The organism is Bifidobacterium longum subsp. longum JCM 1217 (assembly GCF_000196555.1).
GTDB lineage: Bacteria > Actinomycetota > Actinomycetes > Actinomycetales > Bifidobacteriaceae > Bifidobacterium > Bifidobacterium longum.
Genome location: NC_015067.1, coordinates 1,858,308 through 1,878,459, shown reverse-complemented (window position 1 = coordinate 1,878,459; position 20,152 = coordinate 1,858,308). Strand labels below are relative to the sequence as shown.

The following is a 20,152-nucleotide window of genomic DNA, read 5'->3' as shown; positions in this document are numbered from 1 at the left end:
GGCGTTCCTCGATTCTTGTTCTGCTGTGTTCAGTATTCGGTTATCGTATTCCAACCTATGGTTGGCAGTCTATCCGGTGGGGGTTAAGAGTTCCGGGAGCGAAATGTAACGAGACTGTTTGGAAGGTAAACGGTGGGTTATGCGGCGCATTGCCGCTACGTTGCTGCTGCGCTGCCGGTGTGTTGCCGTAGGCGACTGTGGGATTTTATGGGATGCGGGGCGGGCAGCCATGGGGCAATTATGGGGAAAGCCGCCCCTGAGGGACGGCTTTCGACGTATAAAGCGCGTTGTGGCACTAATGCCGGCGTATCTCAGCCGCGCACAAGCTTCTTGTGCAGGCGGTGCGGGCGGGCCGCATCCTCGCCGAGGCGTGTCACCTTGTTCTCCTGGTAGGCCTGGAAGTTGCCTTCGAACCAGTACCACTTGGCCGGGTTGTCGTCGTCGCCTTCCCACGCGAGGATATGCGTGGCGACACGGTCGAGGAACCAACGGTCGTGGGAAATCACCACAGCGCAGCCAGGGAATTCGAGCAGCGCGTTTTCGAGGGATTCCAAGGTCTCGACGTCCAGATCGTTGGTGGGCTCGTCGAGCAGCAGCAGGTTGCCGCCCTGCTTCAGGGTCAGGGCCAGGTTCAGACGGTTGCGCTCACCACCGGACAGCACACCAGTCAGCTTCTGCTGATCGGCGCCCTTGAAGCCGAAGCTGGCCACATAGGCGCGGGTCGGCACCTCCACACCGGCCACCTCGATGAAGTCGAGGCCGCCGGACACGGCTTCCCACAGGTTCTTGTTCGGATCCAGGCCCTCACGGTTCTGGTCCACGTAGCTGATTTTGACGGTGTCGCCGATCTTCAGCTCGCCGCTGGTCAGCGGCTCCAGGCCCACGATGGTCTTGAACAGCGTGGACTTACCCACGCCGTTCGGGCCGATTACGCCGACGATGCCGTTGCGCGGCAGCGTGAAGGACAGGTCGTCGATGAGCACACGCTCGCCGAAGGCCTTGTGGATGTGGTTGGCTTCCAGCACGGTGGAACCCAGGCGCGGGCCGGCCGGAATCTGAATCTCGGAGAAGTCGAGCTTCTTGTTGTTGCGTGCCTCGTTTTCCATCTGGTCGTAACGCTCCAGACGGGCCTTGTTCTTGGCCTGACGGGCCTTGGGGGAGGAGCGCACCCAGTCGAGCTCGTTCTTCAGTCGCTTGGCGAGCTTGGCGTCCTTGGCTCCCTGGATCTCCAGACGCTTGGCCTTGGTCTCCAAGTAGGTGGAGTAGTTGCCCTTGTACGGGTACAGGTGGCCGCGGTCGACCTCGCAAATCCATTCGGCCACATTGTCCATGAAGTAACGATCGTGGGTGACGGCGATGACTGCGCCCTTGTACTGGTGCAGGAACTGTTCCAGCCACAGGATGGACTCGGCGTCCAGGTGGTTGGTGGGCTCGTCGAGCAGCAGCAGGTCCGGGGCCTCAAGCAGCAGCTTGCACAGGGCCACACGGCGGCGCTCGCCACCGGAGCACACGTTGACCGGGGTGTCCGGGTCCGGGCACTGCAGGGCGTCCATTGCCTGCTCGAGCTGGGAGTCGAGGTCCCAGCCGTCGGCGGCGTCGATCTCGGTCTGCAGCTTGCCCATCTCTTCCATCAGGGCGTCGAAGTCGGCGTCCGGATTGGCCATCTCCTCACCGATTTCATTGAATCGGGCGACCTTCTCGGCAATCGGGCCGAACGCCATCTTGATGTTCTCGCCCACGGTCTTGGTGTCGTCCAGCGGCGGCTCCTGCTGCAGGATGCCGACCGTGAAGCCCGGGGTCAGGCTGGCCTCGCCGTTGCTCACGGTCTCCAGGCCGGCCATGATCTTGAGCAGGGTGGACTTACCCATGCCGTTCGGGCCCACGACGCCGATCTTTGCGCCGGGCAGGAAGCTCAGGGTCACGTCATCGAGAATCACGCGGTCGCCGTAAGACTTGCGGGCCTTGATCATCTGAAATACGAATTCTGCCATGTTGTGCAGTTACTCCTTAAAAAGGGGTTGGAATTCCGCTGTTTCTTTAGTCTTTAGTTTGTGATGGATACGCTGTGTGCAGCGCGGAGCACGCCCCCCGAATCACGGATCGCGGTGCGCCGCGTCAGGCCTGTGCCGCCCTGTCCGCATAACGATCGAATCCACGCCAAACCACCGCCCACCATGGTATCGGAAGGGCTGGAATGGCGGGCGTCGCTATGGCTTGGAGGGGTAATGGATGGGCCTGACATTGCCGTGGCGCGACGCGCCGGGCGGCGCGCCGTGGTCCAGTGATGCTGTAGTATATCCTCTTGTGCTTCATTGAGGTACAGATGGCCCCGTAGCTCAGTTGGTTAGAGCGCCGCCCTGTCACGGCGGAGGTCACCGGTTCAAGTCCGGCCGGGGTCGCCACCAAGCTCCTGACAAATGTCAGGAGCTTTTTTGTTCTTTTGCCGTATTTCGTGGTGTAGGGCGAAATATGGGGTTATAGGCCAAAATGTGTGTCTGGTGTTTAGTCGTTTGATGGCCATTCGACTCTGGCATGGAAGCTGTTTCAGTCGATGCCGATGCCGTATCGCATGGAAATACCGAAGGTTTCGTGCTGGCCTTGGGGCTCTGCTCGACACGCCGATAGTCTGAATGACAACGTTTGCTATTGAATGACAACGTTAGCGTTAACAGTGCTTATAAATGGTGAAAAACGTGTGCAGGGTCACATTGGCAGAACGTGCGCGAGATATGACAAATCATGAAAAATACGCTATGGGAGGTCATGGCAACTCGTTACTATTTTCGCTGTCTCGTACGCCACACAAGCCTTCAAGGAGTAAGCCATGACCACGCTCGCCATTGATATCGGAGGAACTAAGATCGCCGCCGCCGTCTGCGATGAAAACGATAGCATCATCCAGCGCTGGCGCGTCCCCACGCCGATGGATGCCGACGCCATCAACCAGCACATCGCCGAGGTGTACCGCGAGGCTGTGGCCGCCGGACACACCGATATCGAGGCCATCGGCATCTCCGCCGCCGGCAACGTGAGCGCCGACCGCAAGACGCTCACCTTCTCCGCCAACATCCCGGCCTGGATCAACTACGACCTGTCCGAGCACGTCGGCGCGCTGATCGACCATGCCGTGCCGGTCGTTGTCGAGAACGACGCCAACTGCGCCGGCTGGGGCGAATACGTGCACGGTGCCGGCCAGGGCAGCTCCAACATGGTCGCCCTGACCGTGGGCACCGGCCTCGGCGGCGCCATCGTGATCAACGGTCAGCTGTACCGCGGCTCCTTCGGCATGGCCGCCGAACTCGGCCACCTGCCGATGGTCCCGGACGGCGACCACTGCGGCTGCGGCCTGCGCGGCTGCGCCGAGCGCTACACCTCGGGCACTTCGCTGGAGAACTTCGCCAAGTCCGCCGTGCGCCGTCGTCCGCAGGATGCCAAGCGTCTCATGGAGCTGTGTGGCGGCGACATCTCCAAGCTGGAAGGCCCGATGGTCTCCCAGGCCGCCCAGGAAGGCGACGTGCTCGGCCTGTACGCATTCGGCAAGATCGGCGAATGGCTTGGCCGCACGATGGCCGCAGTCTCCGCCGTGCTCGATCCGGACCTGTTTGTGATCGGCGGCGGTGTGGTGGCCGTCGGCGACATTCTGCTGGAGCCGGCCCGCTACAACTACCAGCGTTTCCTGGAAGGCAGCGCCTACCGCGGCCATGCCAAGATCGTCGCCGCCACCGCCGGCCAAGACGCCGGCCTCATCGGTGCCGCCAACCTGGCTCTGCGCTGACGATGCCGCTCCGGCAACGGGGCGTTAGTCTAATGGTGAGTCATGGCCGGTGCCATGGCTCACTGCCGCGCTGATAGTGCGGTCGATGAGTTTCCGCTGCCTGACCATGGAATCGAATTTCGGGTTCTCGGCGATTTCCTCATACTCGTGTTCGGTGGTCACGCCGGCGATTTCGGCGATAATCTCCTCATAGGACGTTTCGACGGTTCGATGCACGCCGGTGACGTGCCCCTGACGTATCACGACAATGCGGTCGGATACCGCGAACACATCCGGCAGATCGTGGCAGACCATCACCACGGACCGGCCTTCGGAGCGCAGTCGCTTGATATATGCGAGCACTTCCGCCGACTGCATCACCGACAGTGCGGCGGTCGGTTCGTCCAGCAGAATAAGCTGCGGGTCATTGAGCAGCGTGCGCGCTATGGCCACGGTCTGGCGCTGGCCGACGGATAAGGATGCGATAGGGGAGCCGACCCGAATCGCCGAGCTCAGGGTCTTCAGCACGGAACGGGCACGCGAGTTCATCGAATCGTCATCGCGTATGCCAATCTGATTGATCTCCTTGCCGAGGAACAGGTTCGAGGCCACGTCCAGGTTGTCGCAGAACTCCTGCCCCTGGAACACCGATGCGATGCCCATGCGGTCCGCCTCCCTGATCGAGGGAATGGTCACCTGTTCGCCGTTGAGATAAATATGGCCGAATCCCGGCTGCAGAAATCCCGCGATGACCTTGATCAGAGTGGACTTTCCTGCGCCGTTATCGCCCACGATGGCGATGACCTCCTGGCGCTGGATGGACAGATTCACCGATTTCAACGCCTCGACGAAGCCGAACTTCACACAGATGTCCTCCAGCCGCAGCAGAGGAGGTGTGCTCGAATTCCTCATGGTGTGTTCCTTCTTATCACTCTTCTCCTGGTACCGGTCACTGGCTGACGTCATTGCGAACCGAGAACTCGATGGCGCATAATGCGCCGCCTAGCGCGCAATTGTCGTCCGGGTGGGATGACACGAGTACATCGATGGGTGCCACGGCATCAGGGAACAGCATGCGCTGCAACGCTTCATTGAACGGTTGGATGAATACGTCGCCGGTCATGGCCAGCTTGCCGCCGAGCACAATGACCTCCGGATCCACGCTGATGCACAGATCAGCCGCCACCTGACCGATACGCACGGCCGCGTCGGCGATGATGCGACGGCAACCGGGGTCGCCTTCGTTGGCAAAGGACACCAGATCGTCCAGCGTCATATTGCCGTGTGTGACGCTGAGCAACTGCACCAGCCTGTTTTCCGCCACGACGGTGTCAAGGCAGCCGCGGTTGCCGCACGAACAGATGGCACCCAGCGGGTCGACCTGGATATGGCCGATTTCACCGGCCAGGCCGGTCACGCCATGCATGATTTCGCCGTTGATGACGATGCCTGCGCCAACCCCGTCGCTGGCTGAGATATATACGAAATTGCGTTTGCCTGCCGCCACGCCCATACGGGATTCGCCGTATGCCGCGAAATTCGCGTCATTATCGACGTATACGGGAACGTTGAACGCCGTGCGCAACGGGGACGTGATATCGACGCCGTCCCATCCGGGCAGAATGCCGGGAATCGCTATGGTGTGGTCGCTGGTGGCCACCGGTGCGGCCACGGCCACGCCGATGCCGACCAGCTCGCTGGCTTCGGCGTCGATGCTGCTCAGGGTCTCATTGATGAGCAGCATGGCGCGTTCCAGCGTTGTGTCCGCCTTGTGGCCCAACGGCAGGGGGAGCGTGTGCTCAGCGATGATTGACTTCGAGAAGTCAACGATAGAAAGCGTAAGATGACGTCGCGCGATCCAAAGCCCGACGCCGAGGCCCTGATGCCGTGCAAGGGTCACCAGAGTGGCTCTGCGACCGTTGCGAACGGTGCTTTTGGTCTCCAGCTGGTCTTCGTCGACGAGCTGATGGACGAGCGTGGACACGGTCGCAGTGGACAGTCCTGTCACCTCTGCGAGTTCGACCTGTGTCATGGCGCCGAACTTGTGGATGCTGGCCAGCAAGTTGGCGCGGTTTGCCTCGCGAAGCGAGGTCTGCGAACCGAAAAGCCTTGTTGCCATAAGAATCCAGTGTAGTCGTTACCGGCATGAGGCACAGCGAGGCGCAGAGCGTGGATTTTTCGGCGTGTCGCCTTGTGATGCGCGAAAAAAATCGCCATTGCGTTCATTGGTCGAACGCAAACGACGGGAAATTCGCTTTCTTGAGTTTGACAACTTAACTTAATACGGTATTCTATGAGATGAACCTGAGGTTATTCTCAGGTTCGGGCGACCAAGGAGGGTTCGCCATCCCCTCGAAGATGAAGGAGAGCAAATGAAGTTCACTAAGAAGATCGTCGCCGTGGTGGCAGGCGTTGCCATGTGCGCGGGCCTCGCGGCCTGTGGTGGCAGCCGTAGCGGCCAGGCAACTGGCGGTGATGCCAAGATCGAAAAGGGTGCCACTATCGGCATTTCGATGCCGACCAAGTCCGAAGAGCGTTGGAACAAGGACGGCAACAACCTGAAGGCCAAGCTGGAGAAGGCCGGATACAAGGTCATCCTGTCTTTCGCCGACGATAAGCCGGCCCAGCAGAACGCTGACATCGAGAACATGGTCAACAACGACGCCAAGATCGTCGTGGTCGCCTCCAAGGATGGCACCGCAGTGGGCCCCGCCGTTGAGAAGGCCCGCGATGCAGGCGCCAAGGTCATCGCCTACGATCGACTGATCATGAACACCGACGCCGTCGACTACTACGCCACCTTCCAGCTGGAGCAGGTCGGCGTGCTCGAGGCCACGTGGCTCATTGACCAGCTCAAGCTTAAGGATGGCGCCACCGGCCCGTTCAATATCGAGCTGTTCACCGGTTCCCCGGATGACAACAACGCCAAGTACTTCTTCAAGGGCGCTTGGGATCTGCTGCAGCCGTACTTCGAGAAGGGCGTGCTCGTCTCCCCGTCCCAGCACGGTCAGGGTGGCGTGACCAAAGACTTCACCGTTGAGGATTGGCAGAAGATCTCCGTGATGAGCTGGAAGACCGAGCAGGCGCAGAAGGACATGGAATCCATCCTTGACTCCACCTACGCCCACGGCGAGAAGCTCGACGCGGTCCTCACTCCGTACGACGGCATCGCCCAGGGTGTGATCAACGCCATCGAATCCAAGCGTCCCGACATGAAGCCGGGCACCGACTCCTGGCCGTATATCACCGGTCAGGACGCCATGGAGATCGCAGTTGCCAACATCGCCAAGGATAAGCAGGGCGAGACCGTGTTCAAGGACGTGAACAAGCTGGCTGACGCCGTGTACGACATGGTCGTCGAGATCGCCGAGGGCAAGGAAGTCTCCGGCCTGAACGGCAAGTTCAACAACAACAACATCGACGTCCCGTCCAAGCTGCTTGACCCCCAGAACATCACCAAGGACAACCTCCAGGATCTGGTCACGGCCAACTACATCACCCAGGATCGCTTCGACGAGCTGACTAAGTAGTCCTCATCAGGCAATCCGTAAACAAACACAATGACATGCGGCGCATAGCCGATATGCGCCGCATGTCCATGAACACAGAACTGTGACGAGGAGTGGTGACATGTCATCAAATGACACCATCTTGACGATGGAAAACATCACGAAGACGTTCGGTCCGGTCAAAGCCCTCACCGATGTGAATCTTTCCGTCGATCGCGGCGAGATCCACGCCATCTGCGGCGAGAACGGTGCAGGTAAATCGACCCTGATGAACGTGCTTTCGGGTGTGTACCCATACGGTAGCTATTCCGGCAAAATCACCTTTGATGGCAAGGAATGCAAATACCATACTATTAATGATTCCGAGGCCGACGGCATCGTAATCATTCATCAGGAACTGGCGTTGAGCCCGTTCCTGTCCATTGCGGAGAACATCTTCATCGGCAACGAGCAGGCCAAGGGTGGCGTAATCGACTGGGACAAGACCCGTGCCGAGGCGAAGAAGCTGCTCGATCGTGTGGGACTTCCCGAAGACCCGGATACCAAGGTTATGGACATCGGCGTCGGCAAGCAGCAGCTCGTCGAAATCGCCAAGGCATTGTCCAAGGACGTGAAGCTGCTCATCCTCGATGAGCCGACCGCTGCACTGAACGATGAGGATTCCGCCCACCTGCTTGACCTGGTTCGTCAGCTACGTGACGAGCAGGGCGTGACCAGCATCATCATCACTCATAAACTCAACGAGGTCGCCGCCATCGCCGACAATGTCACCATCATTCGAGACGGTTCGACCGTCGGTGTGATGTACGTGACGCCGGAGACGCCGCTCGACCAGGAAGAACTCATCCGCAAGATGGTGGGTCGTCCGCTGCACAACCTGTACCCGAACCACCCCTCCAATACCCCGGGCGAGGAATACCTGCGTGTCGAGGATTGGACCGTGCATCATCCGCTCGACGCGGAGCGCGTGATCGTAGACCATGCGAACATCAACGTGCATGCCGGCGAGATCGTCGGTCTGGCGGGTCTGATGGGTGCGGGTCGTACCGAGATGGCCATGTCCATCTTCGGCCACTCTTACGGTTCCAACATCTCCGGCAAGGTGTTCGTCAAGGGCAAGGAAGTCAAGATGCCCAACGTGCAGTCCGCGATTGACGCAGGTCTCGCCTACGCCACCGAGGATCGTAAGGGCAACGGTCTGAACCTGCTGCAGAACATCCGAGAGAACGCGTCCCTGGCCTCCCTGACCAAGATCAGCAAGGGCGGGGTTGTGGACGACAACCTTGAGCGCAAGGAAGTTGAACAGTACCGCAAGGACTTCAACATCAAGTGCCATGACATCGATGTGAATGTCTCCACCCTCTCCGGTGGTAACCAGCAGAAAGTGCTGCTCGCCAAGTGGGTTATCTCGCAGCCGGACATCCTCATCCTCGATGAGCCGACCCGAGGCATCGACGTCGGCGCCAAGTATGAGATCTACGAAATCATCGATAAGCTTGCCGATGCAGGCAAGGCCGTCATCGTGATTTCCTCCGAGCTGCCCGAGCTCATCGGTATCTGTGACCGCATTTACACGGTGTCCTACGGTGTCGTCACCGACAATGTTGAGAAGAATGGATTTACCCAGGAATACCTGATGAAGGGTATGACCAAGGAAAGGGAGGTGGCAGCCTGATGAGCGCCGCAACTGCAACACCTGCAAAGAAAGAAGAAAAGACCGGCCTGCTGGCCACGGTTGCCAACAATGCCCGTCAATACGGTATTGTCGGCGCACTGCTGAAGCCGAACTCCTTCGTGTCCCTGATTCAGCAGAACGCTTACGTGATCATCCTGGCCATTGGTATGGTGATGGTCATCATCGCCACCCACATCGACCTTTCGGTTGGTTCCTTGGTAGCCTTCATCGGTGGTGTGTGTGCACTGCTGATGGAACGCGCCGGAGTCAACTGGATGCTCGCCATCGTCATCGCTCTGGTCGTCGGCCTGATCGTCGGCGTCTGGCAGGGCTTCTGGGTCGCCGTCATCGGCATCCCGGGCTTCATTACCACTCTGGCCGGCATGTTGATCTTCCGTGGTCTCGCCACCGTGATCGTCGGCGAATCCGTGCCGATTACCTCCCTCGAATTCCGTGGCATTGCCCGTAACTACCTGCCCAACATCCTTGGCTGGTGGGGTCCGTTCGATGGTCTGACCATTGTGCTCGGCATCCTGTGCATCGTCGGCTTTGCCTGGAGCCAGCTGCGCAAGCGCGCCCGTGTGGCCAAGGTCGGCCTGGTGCCCGAGCCGATGAGCCTGACCGTCCTCAAAATTGTGCTTGCCGCGGTCGTCATCGCCTTCGTCACCTACCTGCTGGCTTCCTCCGGTAACGCTGATCAGGGTGGTACCCCGATCATGCTGGTGATCGTCGGTGTGCTGGTCTTCATCTACAACTTCATCCTGACCAAGACCGTGTTCGGTCGCCACGTGTACGCCGTTGGTGGCAACCGCAAGGCCGCCATCCTCTCCGGTATCAACACCCGCCGCGTGGACTTCCTGCTGTTCGTCCACATGGGCTTCCTGTCCGCAGTGGCCGCTGTCTGCATGCTCTCCCGTCTGGCTTCCGCAACTGCTCAGGCCGGTATGGAGTTCGAGATGGACGCCATCGCCGCCTGCTTCATCGGTGGCACGGCCGTTACCGGTGGTATTGGTACCATCCCGGGCGCTGTGATCGGTGCATTCGTGATGGGTGTTATCAACCAGGGTCTGTCGATCATGGGTGTTGACACCGCCGTGGTGAAGACCATCAAGGGCCTCGTGCTCCTGCTGGCCGTCGCCGTGGACATCATGTCCAAGCGCAAGAAGAGCTGACCTTCCCCTTTCTCCTCCTCGATGTGGGATTCGTGCCGGTGCCGCTGGTGCGGATCCCACACTGTTATCTGCCGTCATTCTTGTAATCAAAGGACTTTTTCCGCCATGAAACTCACCGCGCGCTCCACCTCCCGTATGTATGCATTGACCTGCTTGGCCTGCGTTATCTGGCTCTGGCAGTCACTGGTCGAGGCCAATAACGATGGCTCGCTGTTCAATTGGGCCACTATTGTCTTCTCGCTGTGCTTGCTAGTGGTCATCGGATGGAGTGGTTGGAATGCCGTCGCCGGGTGGAACGCCAAGGAGACTGAGGCCGCCACGGCAGGTGCCAAGGATGATGAGGGCAGCACTGATCGGTAGCGTATATACGGCTGTTGTTGCCGGGGACATATAGGTCCCGGCAAATCTGCAGCGATATGTGCATTGCAAGCCAGGGATTCCCTGGCTTTTTTATGTCGAAACGGAACTCGACACGGGCGCGCAGGCCGTTGGGTTTGTCTAGAGCCTGCATATAGTTACTTATGGTAATGACTATTGGTAACTAATTGGAGGTTGGGCCAGCGATGTGCGATTCCCGAACCGATACCAAGACCGGCTTGCTTCCGGTGAATGAGGTGCGGAGCCTCCTGGATGTCTGCTGGAAGGCCAAGACCATCACCGAACTGATGCCGGCATTGCCGAAAGGTATGAAACCGCGCTATGTCCACGTGATCGACGCCGTCTGGCATATCAACGAACCGAATGGGCAAGATACCGGCACCGCGCGCGTGGGCGACGTCAGCGCATTCCTCGGCGTCACTACGCCGAGCATCACCAAGCTCGTCGGCGAAATGGCCGACCTCGGACTCGTCGTCAAACACGCCGATGCCGCCGATCGGCGTGCGGTGACGCTCACGCTCACCGAACGCGGCTTGGATATCCGCCGTATCTATGTGGAGGAATATCACGCGCATTTGAGCCAACTGCTGGGCGGATTGACCTCGGACCAGTGCGAAACCACGGTACGCACCTTGACCGAGGCTCTGCGACTCATGCAGGAAGACTTCCAACGTCGTAGTCAGAATATCTGAATGAATGGAGGAGAGAACAAGATCGTGACTCATTCCGCAACACAGCTGCCTAACGGCGGCAAGCAACCGGTCTCCAACAAACTCGTCATCGCGGTCGTCTCGCTCGCGATCCTGACCTTCCTCGGCATCCTATCGGAAACGTCACTGAACATCGCCTACTCCACGCCGATGGAGGAGTTCTCCATCGGCGCCTCGGTGGTGCAGTGGCTTGTCACCGGTTATCTGCTCTTGCTGTCGGTGTCGATTCCGAGCTCGCCGTTCATGGTGCGCAAATTCGCCACCAAAACACTGTTCATCATGGCCATCGTGATTTTCACCGCCGGCACATTACTGGGCGCGCTCGCGGTCAACTTCCCGATGCTGCTCGCCGCCCGACTGGTCATGTCGCTCGGTACCGGCATCTCCCTGCCGCTTATCACCAACATCATTCTGGAGAAGGCGCCACTTGAACAGCGTGGTGCGATGCTCGGCATAGTCGGCCTGGCCACCTGTGCCGCACCGGCCATCGGCCCGGTATTCGGCGGCATGCTGAAGAACCACTTCCCGCCCAAGTTCATCCTTAGCGGCTTCGCCGGCACCATGATTATGGATGTGGTGTTCGTTGCGCTGTCCGGCAATGTGTGGGTGGTGGCCATCGCCGCGAACGATGGGGCGGACGCGGCCGGTTCGTATACGGCCGCGTTCCCGCGCAGCATGATGGTGTTCACCGGCATGGCCGTGCTTGGCGTGATTCTCGCCGCGCTCATGTTCCGATTCTCCACTCGCCGACCGCCGGAATTGAGAGAAGTCAAATAGTACGCCCGCAGCGGATTGGTTGGCTTTATGATGGAACCGATATTCCATCACAGGAGAAGCAGGGGAACTATCATGCTTGATGAACCACCAGTCACTCCGATCCGCAAGGCCAGTGACGGCCTCGAACTGCCCGCCACCGGCTTCGGTACGTACAAGGTCAACGGCCTAGCCGGTGTGGACGCCATCAAGTCCGCCATCCATCAGGGTTACCGCCTCATCGACTCCGCGTTCAACTATGAGAACGAAGGTGTGGTGGGTCGCGCCATCCGCGAATCCGGCGTGCCGCGCGAAGACATCATCGTCACGTCCAAGCTGCCCGGCCGCCACCATGCTCACGACGAGGCTCTGCTCACCATTGAGGAGAGCGTGTGCCGTATGGGCCTCGACTACATCGATCTCTATCTGATTCACTGGCCGAACCCAAGCCAAGGCCAGTTCGTCGAGGCATGGGAAGCGCTGGTCGAAGCTCGCGAACGCGGCTTGGTCAAGCACATTGGCGTCAGCAACTTCCTGCCCGGCCACATCGACCTGCTCATTCGCGATACAGGTGTGACGCCGGCCGTCAACCAGGTCGAGCTGCACCCGTACTTCCAGCAGCGCGAACAGCTGTCCTACGACAATGCGCACGGCATCATCACCGAGGCATGGAGCCCGCTGGGCCGGGCCAACCAGATGCTGCGCGATCCGGATCTGAAGCGCATCGCCGCCAAGCACGGTATTTCCGTGGTCCAGGCCATTTTGCGCTGGCACCTCCAATACGGCGACGTGGCCATCCCGAAGTCCCTGAACCCGGAACGCCAGCGCCAGAACCTTGACCTGACCGCTTTTGAGCTCGATGATCAGGACATGGCCGATATCGCCGCGATGGACAACCCCGAAGGTCACACCTTCGGCCAGAACCCCCATTGGCACGAAGAAGCGTGATTCCAGCATGCAACGTCCTATTATGACTTCGCGGTCGTTTTTGCGCACGCCGTCCGAAGCGGCCGGGCCCGGCGACGAGCAGGTGATCGAAGACCTCGTAGACACGCTGGAGGCCAACCGTTCACGGTGCGTGGGCATGGCCGCCAACATGATTGGCGTAGGCAAACGCATCATCGTCTTTGTGGATGAAGACCTTGGCGGGCGCATAACGGTGATGCTCAACCCCGTGATTACCGCTTCGGACGGTGCCTTCGATACCCAGGAAGGATGCCTGTCCCTGACCGGCGAACGCCGCACGCTGCGTTATCGACGTATTGAGGTCAACTACGAGAACCGTCGGTTCCGCGCCCGCCACGCCACCTTCGCCGGTTGGACTGCGCAGATTATCCAGCATGAAGTCGATCACTGCAACGGCATCATTATCTGATTCATATCGGTGCTCATTGCAGCCCAACTCCCGAGGCTGGTCATCGCGATTACGATGCGATTACATCGCAACCGCTATGACCAGCCTTTTGTGCACTGGTGGGGTGGGTGTTCTCATCGGTGTTGGGGTGCCATGCGCTGGCAGGTTGGCTTCGCTGAGGGGTGTGGGTGGTGTCATGTCGCCAGCGGTTGGCTGGTTGGCTTCGCTGGAGGTTCTCTCAGCGTCGGTGATGTGCCAAAGAGTGGCGGGCTGGCTTCGCTAAGGAGCGCTACCGTCGGTGGAGAACCAGTGCGTGACCTGCTGCCGACGCTAAGCGTTCATTAAGCGTCGTTAGCGGCCAAAACTTGGACGTGTAACGATGCTGGGCGGTTTTAGCGTCGTTGCTGTGCCAAGTCGTGGGCCTCTGCCGACGCTGCCAGTGCAGTAGCGTCGGCGTTGGGACAGGTGTTGGGCCTTTGCCGACTCTATAAGCGGGGGGGGAAATCATTCGCTGGTGCCTAAGTGGGTCTATTGCCATGCTGAATACATCTGCTGAGTGTAGCTATGCGTTCGAAGGCGATTTCGGGACCTTTCTCAGTAGCAAATATGCCTAATGCGCGGAGTTATACACTTCACCGTGCACTTATACACGCCAAAACGAAGCAGAAATCGACTGCTGACAGTGGACGACACGCCAGAGACGATGTGGATAACCCAGAGACGGTGGATAACAGCTGCGCGATCAGTGGATAACCTGCAAGAAAGTGCGGTTATCCACCGACGGTATCCACTGTTATGCACATTCCATACCCCTTGGAATCATTGGGTTTTCCACTTATCCACCATTTCGCCATGTGGGCTTGCGAGCCACCGCATGAGCGCCATACAGTGTGCCTCACGGCGGGCAACGTAGCCCGCCGTCCACATCACATGAAGGGGAAACACCATGAGCACCGCAACCACTACTACTGCCGAAAATGCCGGTTTGCCAGCAATGCTGGACACCAAAGACGTAGCCGAGATGTTCAAACGCTGCAATCTCGCCGTCTATGCCGAAGCGAGACGCATATATTATCGCGAAGTGAATCTGAACCCATGCAAAAAGTATCCGAAGCAGGTGCTGCAAAGGATCGAATGGTGGTTCTGGGATTGGTTTGCCTATGACTGCGCCGTCAGCGGTATTGGACTGACCGGCAATGAATCCGAAGATTTACGTATCGAATTGCAGTACGGTCCGGGCGCAGGTATCTCGCCATTCCTAGCCTTGGCCGAATTCATGTATGACAAGGACGAACGTATCGGCACACGCGAGATACGTGATTTTCGCGAACTTGATGACACCAATTTCGCTTCGATGTTCTGGATTCGCGATGCCAGCGCGGTCAAAGGTCGTCTGACAGTTGAGGACATCATTCATGGTGGTGTCTACGAGGTGGCGGACGTACATGCCGCCTCGCAATACGATGGTGCGCACGGCGGCATGATCGTCAATCGCATCGCACATGTGAGAGGCGTGTGGCGATCCTGTTCCATCCCGATCTATGAGGCACGAAGGCCTGATGACCCGCAAATCGGTGATTCGCTGGCCCGTTCATTCCGGGAAACCGGATATAAACCGGACTTTGCCGGTCTGGTGCGGTTTTTCTACGGGAGGGCCAAAGACACCGGTCTCGACTGGGAAGATGTGGAAGCCGCGCGCCAAGCCGGTACTTTGGACGCGCTGATCAAGAAGGCCAGCAATCGGTGAAGGATTCGCCTAACGCTGCTGTCCAAGTCGGCGGCCGCGATCACGAATGAAGAGTGACGCAACCAAACAGACCGCGCACACAATGGCGACCGTGCGGAACGAAGCCCGCACGCCAATGGCCGATGCCGCCGCTTCCGGCACTCCGGTGCGCATGGCCGCCGCGGTGTGCGTGTTCATGATGGTGACCAGCAGCACAGCCGCAGACGTCATGATCGCGAAGCCCAGTAAGGCGAGCGGCCGGCCACCGATACGGTCATACATCTTGCCTGCCACCGGGTTCAGGATGCCCATGGCGATGCCGCTCGGCATCATCACCAGACCGGACACCAGTGCATTAACGCCAAGATCATTCTGCAAATATGCCCATCGCGTACAGGAACAGCTGGCGGGTGGTGAAGGTCTCGATGAGGAACGCGGTGATCGGGATCATGATGCCGTTGGTAAGCATGAATCCGGTGGTCAGCCATTGCACGGTGCTGCTGGGCACGTCGAACTCGTGCATCAACGTGGGCAGGGCGGAGATCATCAGCGTTTGGTTGAGGATGGCCACAAACGAGCCGATCATCAGGGTGATGACCATGGCGGTGGTGTTGGCGGGGGTGGTGCTGTTGGGGTTGGCGGGGTGGTGGAGCCGGCCTCAGCGGTGGCCGGCGAGGAATTGCGTGACGTCAATTATCAAGTCTCGTTTCCTTGGCTGAGTTGTCTTTCTTGGCTTGCCCATACTATCTGTGCCTTGACTGCATTCGAAAACCATTGCAATGACTAGCAACACGCTGAGACGCGGCGTATTAATTCAATCATTTGACAAACTTAGTTCGTTCGTTTTATTATTGGTCCTGCAATCCGTAATATCGCCTACTGCAAAGGAGCGCCCAAATGGGTCTGTGGGATGTTGACAAGATCGAGTACGTCGGCCGCGCCAAAGGACCGAAGGAAGACTTCGCCTTCCATTACTACGATGCCGACAAGGTCGTTGCCGGCAAGAAGATGAAGGATTGGCTGCGCTTCGGCGTTGCTTGGTGGCACACCTTCAACCAGGAACTGGTTGATCCGTTCGGCACCGGCACCGCGCACCGCCCGTACTACAAGTACACCGATCCGATGGACCAGGCTCTGGCCAAGGTCGACTACGCCTTCGAGCTGTTCCAGAAGCTGGGCGTCGAGTACTTCTGCTTCCACGATCGTGACATCGCCCCCGAAGGCGACACCCTGCGCGAGACCAACGCCAACCTCGACAAGGTCGTTGACAAGATCGACGAGAATATGAAGTCCACCGGTGTCAAGCTGCTGTGGAACACCTCCTCCCTGTTCACCAACCCGCGCTTCGTGTCCGGCGCCGCCACTTCTCCGTTCGCCGACATCTACGCCTACGCCGGTGGCCAGCTCAAGAAGAGCTTGGAGATCGGCAAGCGCCTGGGCGCCGAGAACTACGTGTTCTGGGGTGGCCGCGAAGGCTACGAGAACCTGTGGAACACCGAGATGAAGCGCGAGACCGACCACATCGCCAAGTTCTTCCACATGTGCGCAGATTACGCCAAGGAAATCGGCTTTGAGGCCCAGTTCCTGATCGAGCCGAAGCCGAAGGAGCCGACGCTGCACCAGTACGACTTCGATGCCGCCACCGCCATCGAGTTCCTGCGCAACCACGACCTGACCGACGTCTTCAAGCTGAACTTGGAAGGCAACCACGCCAACCTGGCCGGCCACACCTACCAGCACGAGATCCGCGTGGCCCGCGAGTCCGGCTTCCTCGGTTCCCTCGACGCCAACCAGGGCGACAAGCTCATCGGCTGGGATATGGACGAGTTCCCGACCGATCTGTACGAGACCGTCGCCGTCATGTGGGAAGTCCTGCAGGCCGGCTCCATCGGACCTCACGGTGGTCTGAACTTCGACGCCAAGCCGCGCCGTACCTCCTTCTACGAGGAGGACCTGTTCCGCTCCCACATCGCCGGCATGGATGCCTACGCCGCCGGCCTGCTGGTTGCCGACAAGATGAACCAGGACGGCTTCATCCAGAATCTTCAGGCCGAGCGCTACAGCTCCTACGACTCCGGCATCGGCAAGGACATCGACGAGGGCAACGTCACCTTGGCCGACCTCGAAGCCTACAGCCTCGACAAGCCGCAGTCCGAGCTCATCGCCGCCACCAAGTCCGATCACCTCGAGTCCGTCAAGGCCACCATCAACAACTACATCATTGATGCCCTGGCTGAGGTCGAGTGACCATCGGTCTGACCGATTGAATTCGCTCCATCGGGCGTGTACACATCAATTATGATGCCAGTGCGCCCGATGGGCTGATTCGATAGTTTCGCCATGTGCGGTGTTGTGTTATGCCCGCATGGCACCTTTCCATTCCTTCTTTCTCCTTTCTCTCCTTCCGCTGAAAACGGGACTGTCTCTCGAAGTGTGTAACTGGCCTTAACTGGCCGGTCGTGTGGCCGGTCGGAAAGGCTGGTGGACGATGTCTGCTGGGACAAGGGGAAACATGACACCGACGAAGAAGCCGGACGCGGAAAAACGCAACGCCGAGCGGGAGGCGGCGCTCACATTCGTGCGCATGGCCAAGGAAAAAGGACTGGACCTGACAGGGCCCGACGGACTGCTCAAACAGTTCACCAAAAGCGTGCTGGAGACGGCCCTGGACGAGGAGATGACCGAGCACCTGGGCCGCGCCAAGCACAAGAAATCCAAGGACGGCAGGGCCGCGAACACGCGCAACGGCACCACCGCCAAGACCGTGGTCACCGATTCGGTAGGTCCGGTCGGGATCGAGGTGCCGCGAGACCGCGATGGCTCGTTCGAGCCGGTCGTCGTCAGGAAACGGCAGCGGCGGCTGCCCGGGGTGGACGAGGTGGTGCTGTCCCTGTATGCCAGGGGCCTGACCACCGGCGAGATCAGCGCCCACTTCCAGGAGATCTACGGGGCGGACGTGTCCAGGGAGACCGTCAGTCGCATCACCGAGCGGGTCGTGGCCGAGAAGGACGAATGGTGCTCGCGTCCCCTGGATCGTGTGTACGCGGCCGTGTTCATCGACGCGACCGTCGTCAAGGTGCGCGACGGGCAGGTCGCCAACCGCGCGTTCTACGTGGCCGTTGGCGTGGATCTGGAGGGCGGCCGCGACGTGCTGGGCATCTGGGCGTCGCCCGCCGCGGAGGGCGCACGCTATTGGCTGTCGGTGCTCACCGAGCTGAAGAACCGGGGCGTGGACGATGTGTTCTTCCTGATCTGCGACGGGCTCAAAGGCCTGCCCGACGCGGTGGGCGCGGTATGGCCTCTGGCCATCGTGCAGACCTGCGTGGTGCATCTGCTGCGCAACACGTTCCGCTACGCGTCGAAGAAGGACTGGGACGCCATCAAACGCGATGTCAAACCCATCTACACCGCGCCGAGCGCCGCCGCCGCGGCGGCGGCCCGCGACGCGATGCTGGACAAGTGGGAGGCGAGATATCCCGCGATCCGCAGGCTGTGGATGGACGCGTGGGAACGGTTCATACCGTTCCTGGACTATGACGTGGAGATCCGGCGCGTGATCTGCACGACCAACGCCATCGAATCGCTCAACGCGAGATTCAAGCGCTCCATCCGCGCCCGCGGCCACTTCCCCGACGAGCAGGCCGCGCTCAAGTGCATGTACCTGACCGTCCGCTCGCTGGACCCCACCGGCAAGGGACGGATACGATGGAGCGCGCGCTGGAAGCCCGTGCTCAACGCCTTTGCCATCACCTTCGCCGACCGCTGGCCAAGCGAGGGAACACAACAATGAAAACGCCAGTTACACACTTAACGAGACAGGCCCGGCATGAGTTCGAGATGGACGCCATCGCGGCCTGCTTCATCGGCGGCACGGCCGTCACCGGCGGCATCGGCACCATCCCCGGCGCCATGGTCGGCGCCCTGATCATGGGCGTGCTCAACCAGGGCCTGTCCATCATGGGCGTGGACGCCGCCTGGGTCAAGACCATCAAGGGCCTCGTCGTCATCGCCGCCGTCGCCTACGACCTGCTCTCCAAGAAAAAGAAAGGCTGAGCTAAACCTGGCCTCCGGGCCCGCCCGGTGGCCACGGGGATGGACCTGAGTTCCATTCCTCCTCCGAAAGGGACGCTGTTGCACGCAGCGTCCCTTTTCCGTTTGTCGCGATGGATGGATCCCGGTGTACGTTCTTCGCGAAATCAGCCCTGACTTGGGGTGTATTTCGACAATATGATTCGGCGATGTGCCTCAGCGGATATGTACGGCCAATGAAAAACGGGATACCGATGTCGATATCCCGCTTTCAGCGAATAGGTAAGGCCAGAGCTTACTTCTTCTTGGCTTTCTTGACGCGCTTGGGAGCGGGAGCCGCTTTCTTGGGCTCGAAGAACGGCCACTTGTGCAAAGCCCAGGCATGCAGCGCGGGAATCTTGGCAACGGCGAAGCCGATGACCAGACCGATTACCATGGCCCAGGTCTCCAGATCATGTCCTGCGACCAGCAAGCCGATGAACACTATGGCAACGATGAAGCTCACCATCTGCGAGGCCTTTGACTGCTTGGCGGTCACCAGGCCGGCCTTCATGGGAACGAGCCCCAGAAACAGGCCGCAAGGCGCGCATATGACGCCCAGCACCACGCTGATCACGGTTGACACGGTTGTTACTTCCATAATGTTCCTTTGCTGAAGTGGGATGATTCGCTTGATTCGGGCGAACGATAACGATGGTTACTGGCGATTAGTGGTTGGTGATGCATCGGCATCCGTGGTTGCGACGTCGGTTTCGACATCGTCATCGGTGTCGTCCTCGGATCCCTCGGCATCTGCGGTGTCGGTATCGGTGCCGTCAGGCGTATCCGCGGCGTCATCGTTCTCCGCATCCTCCTTGCTGGGTTGACGCCACCACAATATCAATGCGTTGGCGGCGCAGTAGACGGCGGCAATGCCGATGCATACCAAAAAGATGATGTTTGAGGTGCTGATCATCGTGCCATCGGCCATTGCTTCTTTGGCGGATTGCCATATCCACATCACGCAGGCGACGGCGGTCAGGGCGTACAGCATCATACGGGAGCGGTCGTTCATAGGATCATCTCCAGACTTGTTCAAACGACTTGATTATA

General features: G+C 59.6%; 19 protein-coding genes, 1 tRNA gene and 1 pseudogene. 14 read left to right on the top strand and 7 right to left on the bottom strand.

The features are described 5' to 3' along the window. Positions 1–311: 311 nt before the first annotated feature. Positions 312–1,991, bottom strand: coding sequence for an energy-dependent translational throttle protein EttA (gene ettA / locus BLLJ_RS08110; protein ID WP_007053864.1), 1,680 nt, complete (start codon positions 1,989–1,991; stop codon positions 312–314). 334 nt (positions 1,992–2,325) lie between these two features. Between ettA and BLLJ_RS08105 the strand changes: the two genes are divergently transcribed. Together BLLJ_RS08105 and BLLJ_RS08100 are read left to right on the top strand one after the other, a co-directional pair. Continuing rightward, positions 2,326–2,402 (top strand) — tRNA-Asp (locus BLLJ_RS08105). Positions 2,403–2,824: 422 nt separating this feature from the next. After that, complete coding sequence (locus tag BLLJ_RS08100; protein WP_007052404.1) at positions 2,825–3,775, top strand: ROK family glucokinase; 951 nt, start codon at positions 2,825–2,827, stop codon at positions 3,773–3,775. Between the two features lie 24 nt (positions 3,776–3,799). Here BLLJ_RS08100 and BLLJ_RS08095 read toward each other — a convergent pair whose 3' ends face one another. Both BLLJ_RS08095 and BLLJ_RS08090 read right to left on the bottom strand, forming a co-directional pair. Further along, on the bottom strand, positions 3,800–4,666 hold the full coding sequence (locus BLLJ_RS08095) for an ATP-binding cassette domain-containing protein (protein ID WP_012472194.1): 867 nt from the start codon (positions 4,664–4,666) through the stop codon (positions 3,800–3,802). A gap of 37 nt (positions 4,667–4,703) precedes the next feature. Next, positions 4,704–5,873, bottom strand: a complete 1,170-nt coding sequence (locus BLLJ_RS08090; protein WP_007052406.1) for an ROK family transcriptional regulator — start codon at positions 5,871–5,873, stop codon at positions 4,704–4,706. Positions 5,874–6,126: 253 nt separating this feature from the next. Here BLLJ_RS08090 and BLLJ_RS08085 point away from each other — a divergent pair, with 253 nt between their 5' ends. The 9 genes from BLLJ_RS08085 (at position 6,127) to BLLJ_RS08045 (ending at position 15,052) form a co-directional block, all read left to right on the top strand. Beyond that, positions 6,127–7,284: a substrate-binding domain-containing protein gene (locus tag BLLJ_RS08085; protein ID WP_007052407.1), complete on the top strand. Its 1,158-nt coding sequence runs from the start codon at positions 6,127–6,129 to the stop codon at positions 7,282–7,284. A gap of 100 nt (positions 7,285–7,384) precedes the next feature. Further along, positions 7,385–8,938, top strand: coding sequence for a sugar ABC transporter ATP-binding protein (locus BLLJ_RS08080; protein WP_007053866.1), 1,554 nt, complete (start codon positions 7,385–7,387; stop codon positions 8,936–8,938). Further along, positions 8,938–10,110 carry an ABC transporter permease subunit gene (locus BLLJ_RS08075; protein WP_013582904.1) on the top strand — a complete coding sequence of 391 codons (1,173 nt, stop codon included), beginning with the start codon at positions 8,938–8,940 and terminating at the stop codon, positions 10,108–10,110. Before BLLJ_RS08080 ends, BLLJ_RS08075 begins: the two co-directional genes overlap by 1 nt. Before the next feature lie 105 nt (positions 10,111–10,215). Beyond that, the gene (locus BLLJ_RS11195; protein ID WP_007053867.1) at positions 10,216–10,470 is read left to right on the top strand and encodes a hypothetical protein; all 255 of its coding nucleotides are present in this window, start codon (positions 10,216–10,218) and stop codon (positions 10,468–10,470) included. 203 nt (positions 10,471–10,673) lie between these two features. Beyond that, positions 10,674–11,180, top strand: coding sequence for a MarR family winged helix-turn-helix transcriptional regulator (locus tag BLLJ_RS08065; protein WP_007052411.1), 507 nt, complete (start codon positions 10,674–10,676; stop codon positions 11,178–11,180). Then, positions 11,181–11,975, top strand: coding sequence for an MFS transporter (locus BLLJ_RS08060; RefSeq protein ID WP_013141230.1), 795 nt, complete (start codon positions 11,181–11,183; stop codon positions 11,973–11,975). Positions 11,976–12,047: 72 nt separating this feature from the next. After that, positions 12,048–12,899, top strand: a complete 852-nt coding sequence (locus tag BLLJ_RS08055) for an aldo/keto reductase (protein WP_013582903.1) — start codon at positions 12,048–12,050, stop codon at positions 12,897–12,899. 7 nt (positions 12,900–12,906) lie between these two features. Further along, complete coding sequence (locus BLLJ_RS08050; RefSeq protein ID WP_007056959.1) at positions 12,907–13,326, top strand: peptide deformylase; 420 nt, start codon at positions 12,907–12,909, stop codon at positions 13,324–13,326. A gap of 925 nt (positions 13,327–14,251) precedes the next feature. Continuing rightward, positions 14,252–15,052, top strand: coding sequence for a hypothetical protein (locus BLLJ_RS08045; RefSeq protein ID WP_007052417.1), 801 nt, complete (start codon positions 14,252–14,254; stop codon positions 15,050–15,052). Between the two features lie 9 nt (positions 15,053–15,061). Here the strand turns inward: BLLJ_RS08045 and BLLJ_RS08040 are convergent, their stop codons facing one another. Further along, the gene (locus BLLJ_RS08040) at positions 15,062–15,379 is read right to left on the bottom strand and encodes a permease (protein ID WP_007053872.1); all 318 of its coding nucleotides are present in this window, start codon (positions 15,377–15,379) and stop codon (positions 15,062–15,064) included. Positions 15,380–15,398: 19 nt separating this feature from the next. Continuing rightward, on the bottom strand, positions 15,399–15,632 hold the full coding sequence (locus tag BLLJ_RS08035) for an MFS transporter (protein ID WP_007052419.1): 234 nt from the start codon (positions 15,630–15,632) through the stop codon (positions 15,399–15,401). 296 nt (positions 15,633–15,928) lie between these two features. Here BLLJ_RS08035 and xylA point away from each other — a divergent pair, with 296 nt between their 5' ends. From xylA to BLLJ_RS08020, 3 genes and pseudogenes are all read left to right on the top strand, one after another. Next, positions 15,929–17,278 carry a xylose isomerase gene (gene xylA, locus BLLJ_RS08030; RefSeq protein ID WP_007055684.1) on the top strand — a complete coding sequence of 450 codons (1,350 nt, stop codon included), beginning with the start codon at positions 15,929–15,931 and terminating at the stop codon, positions 17,276–17,278. Positions 17,279–17,543: 265 nt separating this feature from the next. After that, positions 17,544–18,821: an IS256-like element ISBlo8 family transposase gene (locus BLLJ_RS08025; RefSeq protein ID WP_013582902.1), complete on the top strand. Its 1,278-nt coding sequence runs from the start codon at positions 17,544–17,546 to the stop codon at positions 18,819–18,821. Between the two features lie 20 nt (positions 18,822–18,841). Next, positions 18,842–19,084 (top strand): annotated as a pseudogene (locus BLLJ_RS08020) (ABC transporter permease subunit); the annotation flags it as partial. Positions 19,085–19,355: 271 nt separating this feature from the next. On the opposite strand, the gene BLLJ_RS11190 reads toward BLLJ_RS08020, so the two are convergent. After that, positions 19,356–19,700 (bottom strand): hypothetical protein, encoded by a 345-nt coding sequence (locus tag BLLJ_RS11190; RefSeq protein WP_007056793.1) that lies wholly within the window; start codon positions 19,698–19,700, stop codon positions 19,356–19,358. Between the two features lie 57 nt (positions 19,701–19,757). Then, positions 19,758–20,114 (bottom strand): hypothetical protein, encoded by a 357-nt coding sequence (locus BLLJ_RS08010; RefSeq protein WP_007056791.1) that lies wholly within the window; start codon positions 20,112–20,114, stop codon positions 19,758–19,760. Positions 20,115–20,152: the final 38 nt, after the last annotated feature.

Coding starts and splice junctions, on each gene's coding strand:
- BLLJ_RS08075 (WP_013582904.1), top strand. CDS start 8,938: ATGAGCGCCGCAACTGCAACACCTGCAAAGAAAGAAGAAAAGACCGGC.
- BLLJ_RS08090 (WP_007052406.1), bottom strand. CDS start 5,873: ATGGCAACAAGGCTTTTCGGTTCGCAGACCTCGCTTCGCGAGGCAAAC.
- xylA (WP_007055684.1), top strand. CDS start 15,929: ATGGGTCTGTGGGATGTTGACAAGATCGAGTACGTCGGCCGCGCCAAA.
- BLLJ_RS08065 (WP_007052411.1), top strand. CDS start 10,674: ATGTGCGATTCCCGAACCGATACCAAGACCGGCTTGCTTCCGGTGAAT.
- ettA (WP_007053864.1), bottom strand. CDS start 1,991: ATGGCAGAATTCGTATTTCAGATGATCAAGGCCCGCAAGTCTTACGGC.
- BLLJ_RS11195 (WP_007053867.1), top strand. CDS start 10,216: ATGAAACTCACCGCGCGCTCCACCTCCCGTATGTATGCATTGACCTGC.
- BLLJ_RS08045 (WP_007052417.1), top strand. CDS start 14,252: ATGAGCACCGCAACCACTACTACTGCCGAAAATGCCGGTTTGCCAGCA.
- BLLJ_RS08060 (WP_013141230.1), top strand. CDS start 11,181: ATGAATGGAGGAGAGAACAAGATCGTGACTCATTCCGCAACACAGCTG.
- BLLJ_RS08095 (WP_012472194.1), bottom strand. CDS start 4,666: ATGAGGAATTCGAGCACACCTCCTCTGCTGCGGCTGGAGGACATCTGT.
- BLLJ_RS08080 (WP_007053866.1), top strand. CDS start 7,385: ATGTCATCAAATGACACCATCTTGACGATGGAAAACATCACGAAGACG.
- BLLJ_RS11190 (WP_007056793.1), bottom strand. CDS start 19,700: ATGGAAGTAACAACCGTGTCAACCGTGATCAGCGTGGTGCTGGGCGTC.
- BLLJ_RS08010 (WP_007056791.1), bottom strand. CDS start 20,114: ATGAACGACCGCTCCCGTATGATGCTGTACGCCCTGACCGCCGTCGCC.
- BLLJ_RS08025 (WP_013582902.1), top strand. CDS start 17,544: ATGACACCGACGAAGAAGCCGGACGCGGAAAAACGCAACGCCGAGCGG.
- BLLJ_RS08100 (WP_007052404.1), top strand. CDS start 2,825: ATGACCACGCTCGCCATTGATATCGGAGGAACTAAGATCGCCGCCGCC.
- BLLJ_RS08085 (WP_007052407.1), top strand. CDS start 6,127: ATGAAGTTCACTAAGAAGATCGTCGCCGTGGTGGCAGGCGTTGCCATG.
- BLLJ_RS08050 (WP_007056959.1), top strand. CDS start 12,907: ATGCAACGTCCTATTATGACTTCGCGGTCGTTTTTGCGCACGCCGTCC.
- BLLJ_RS08035 (WP_007052419.1), bottom strand. CDS start 15,632: ATGGTCATCACCCTGATGATCGGCTCGTTTGTGGCCATCCTCAACCAA.
- BLLJ_RS08055 (WP_013582903.1), top strand. CDS start 12,048: ATGCTTGATGAACCACCAGTCACTCCGATCCGCAAGGCCAGTGACGGC.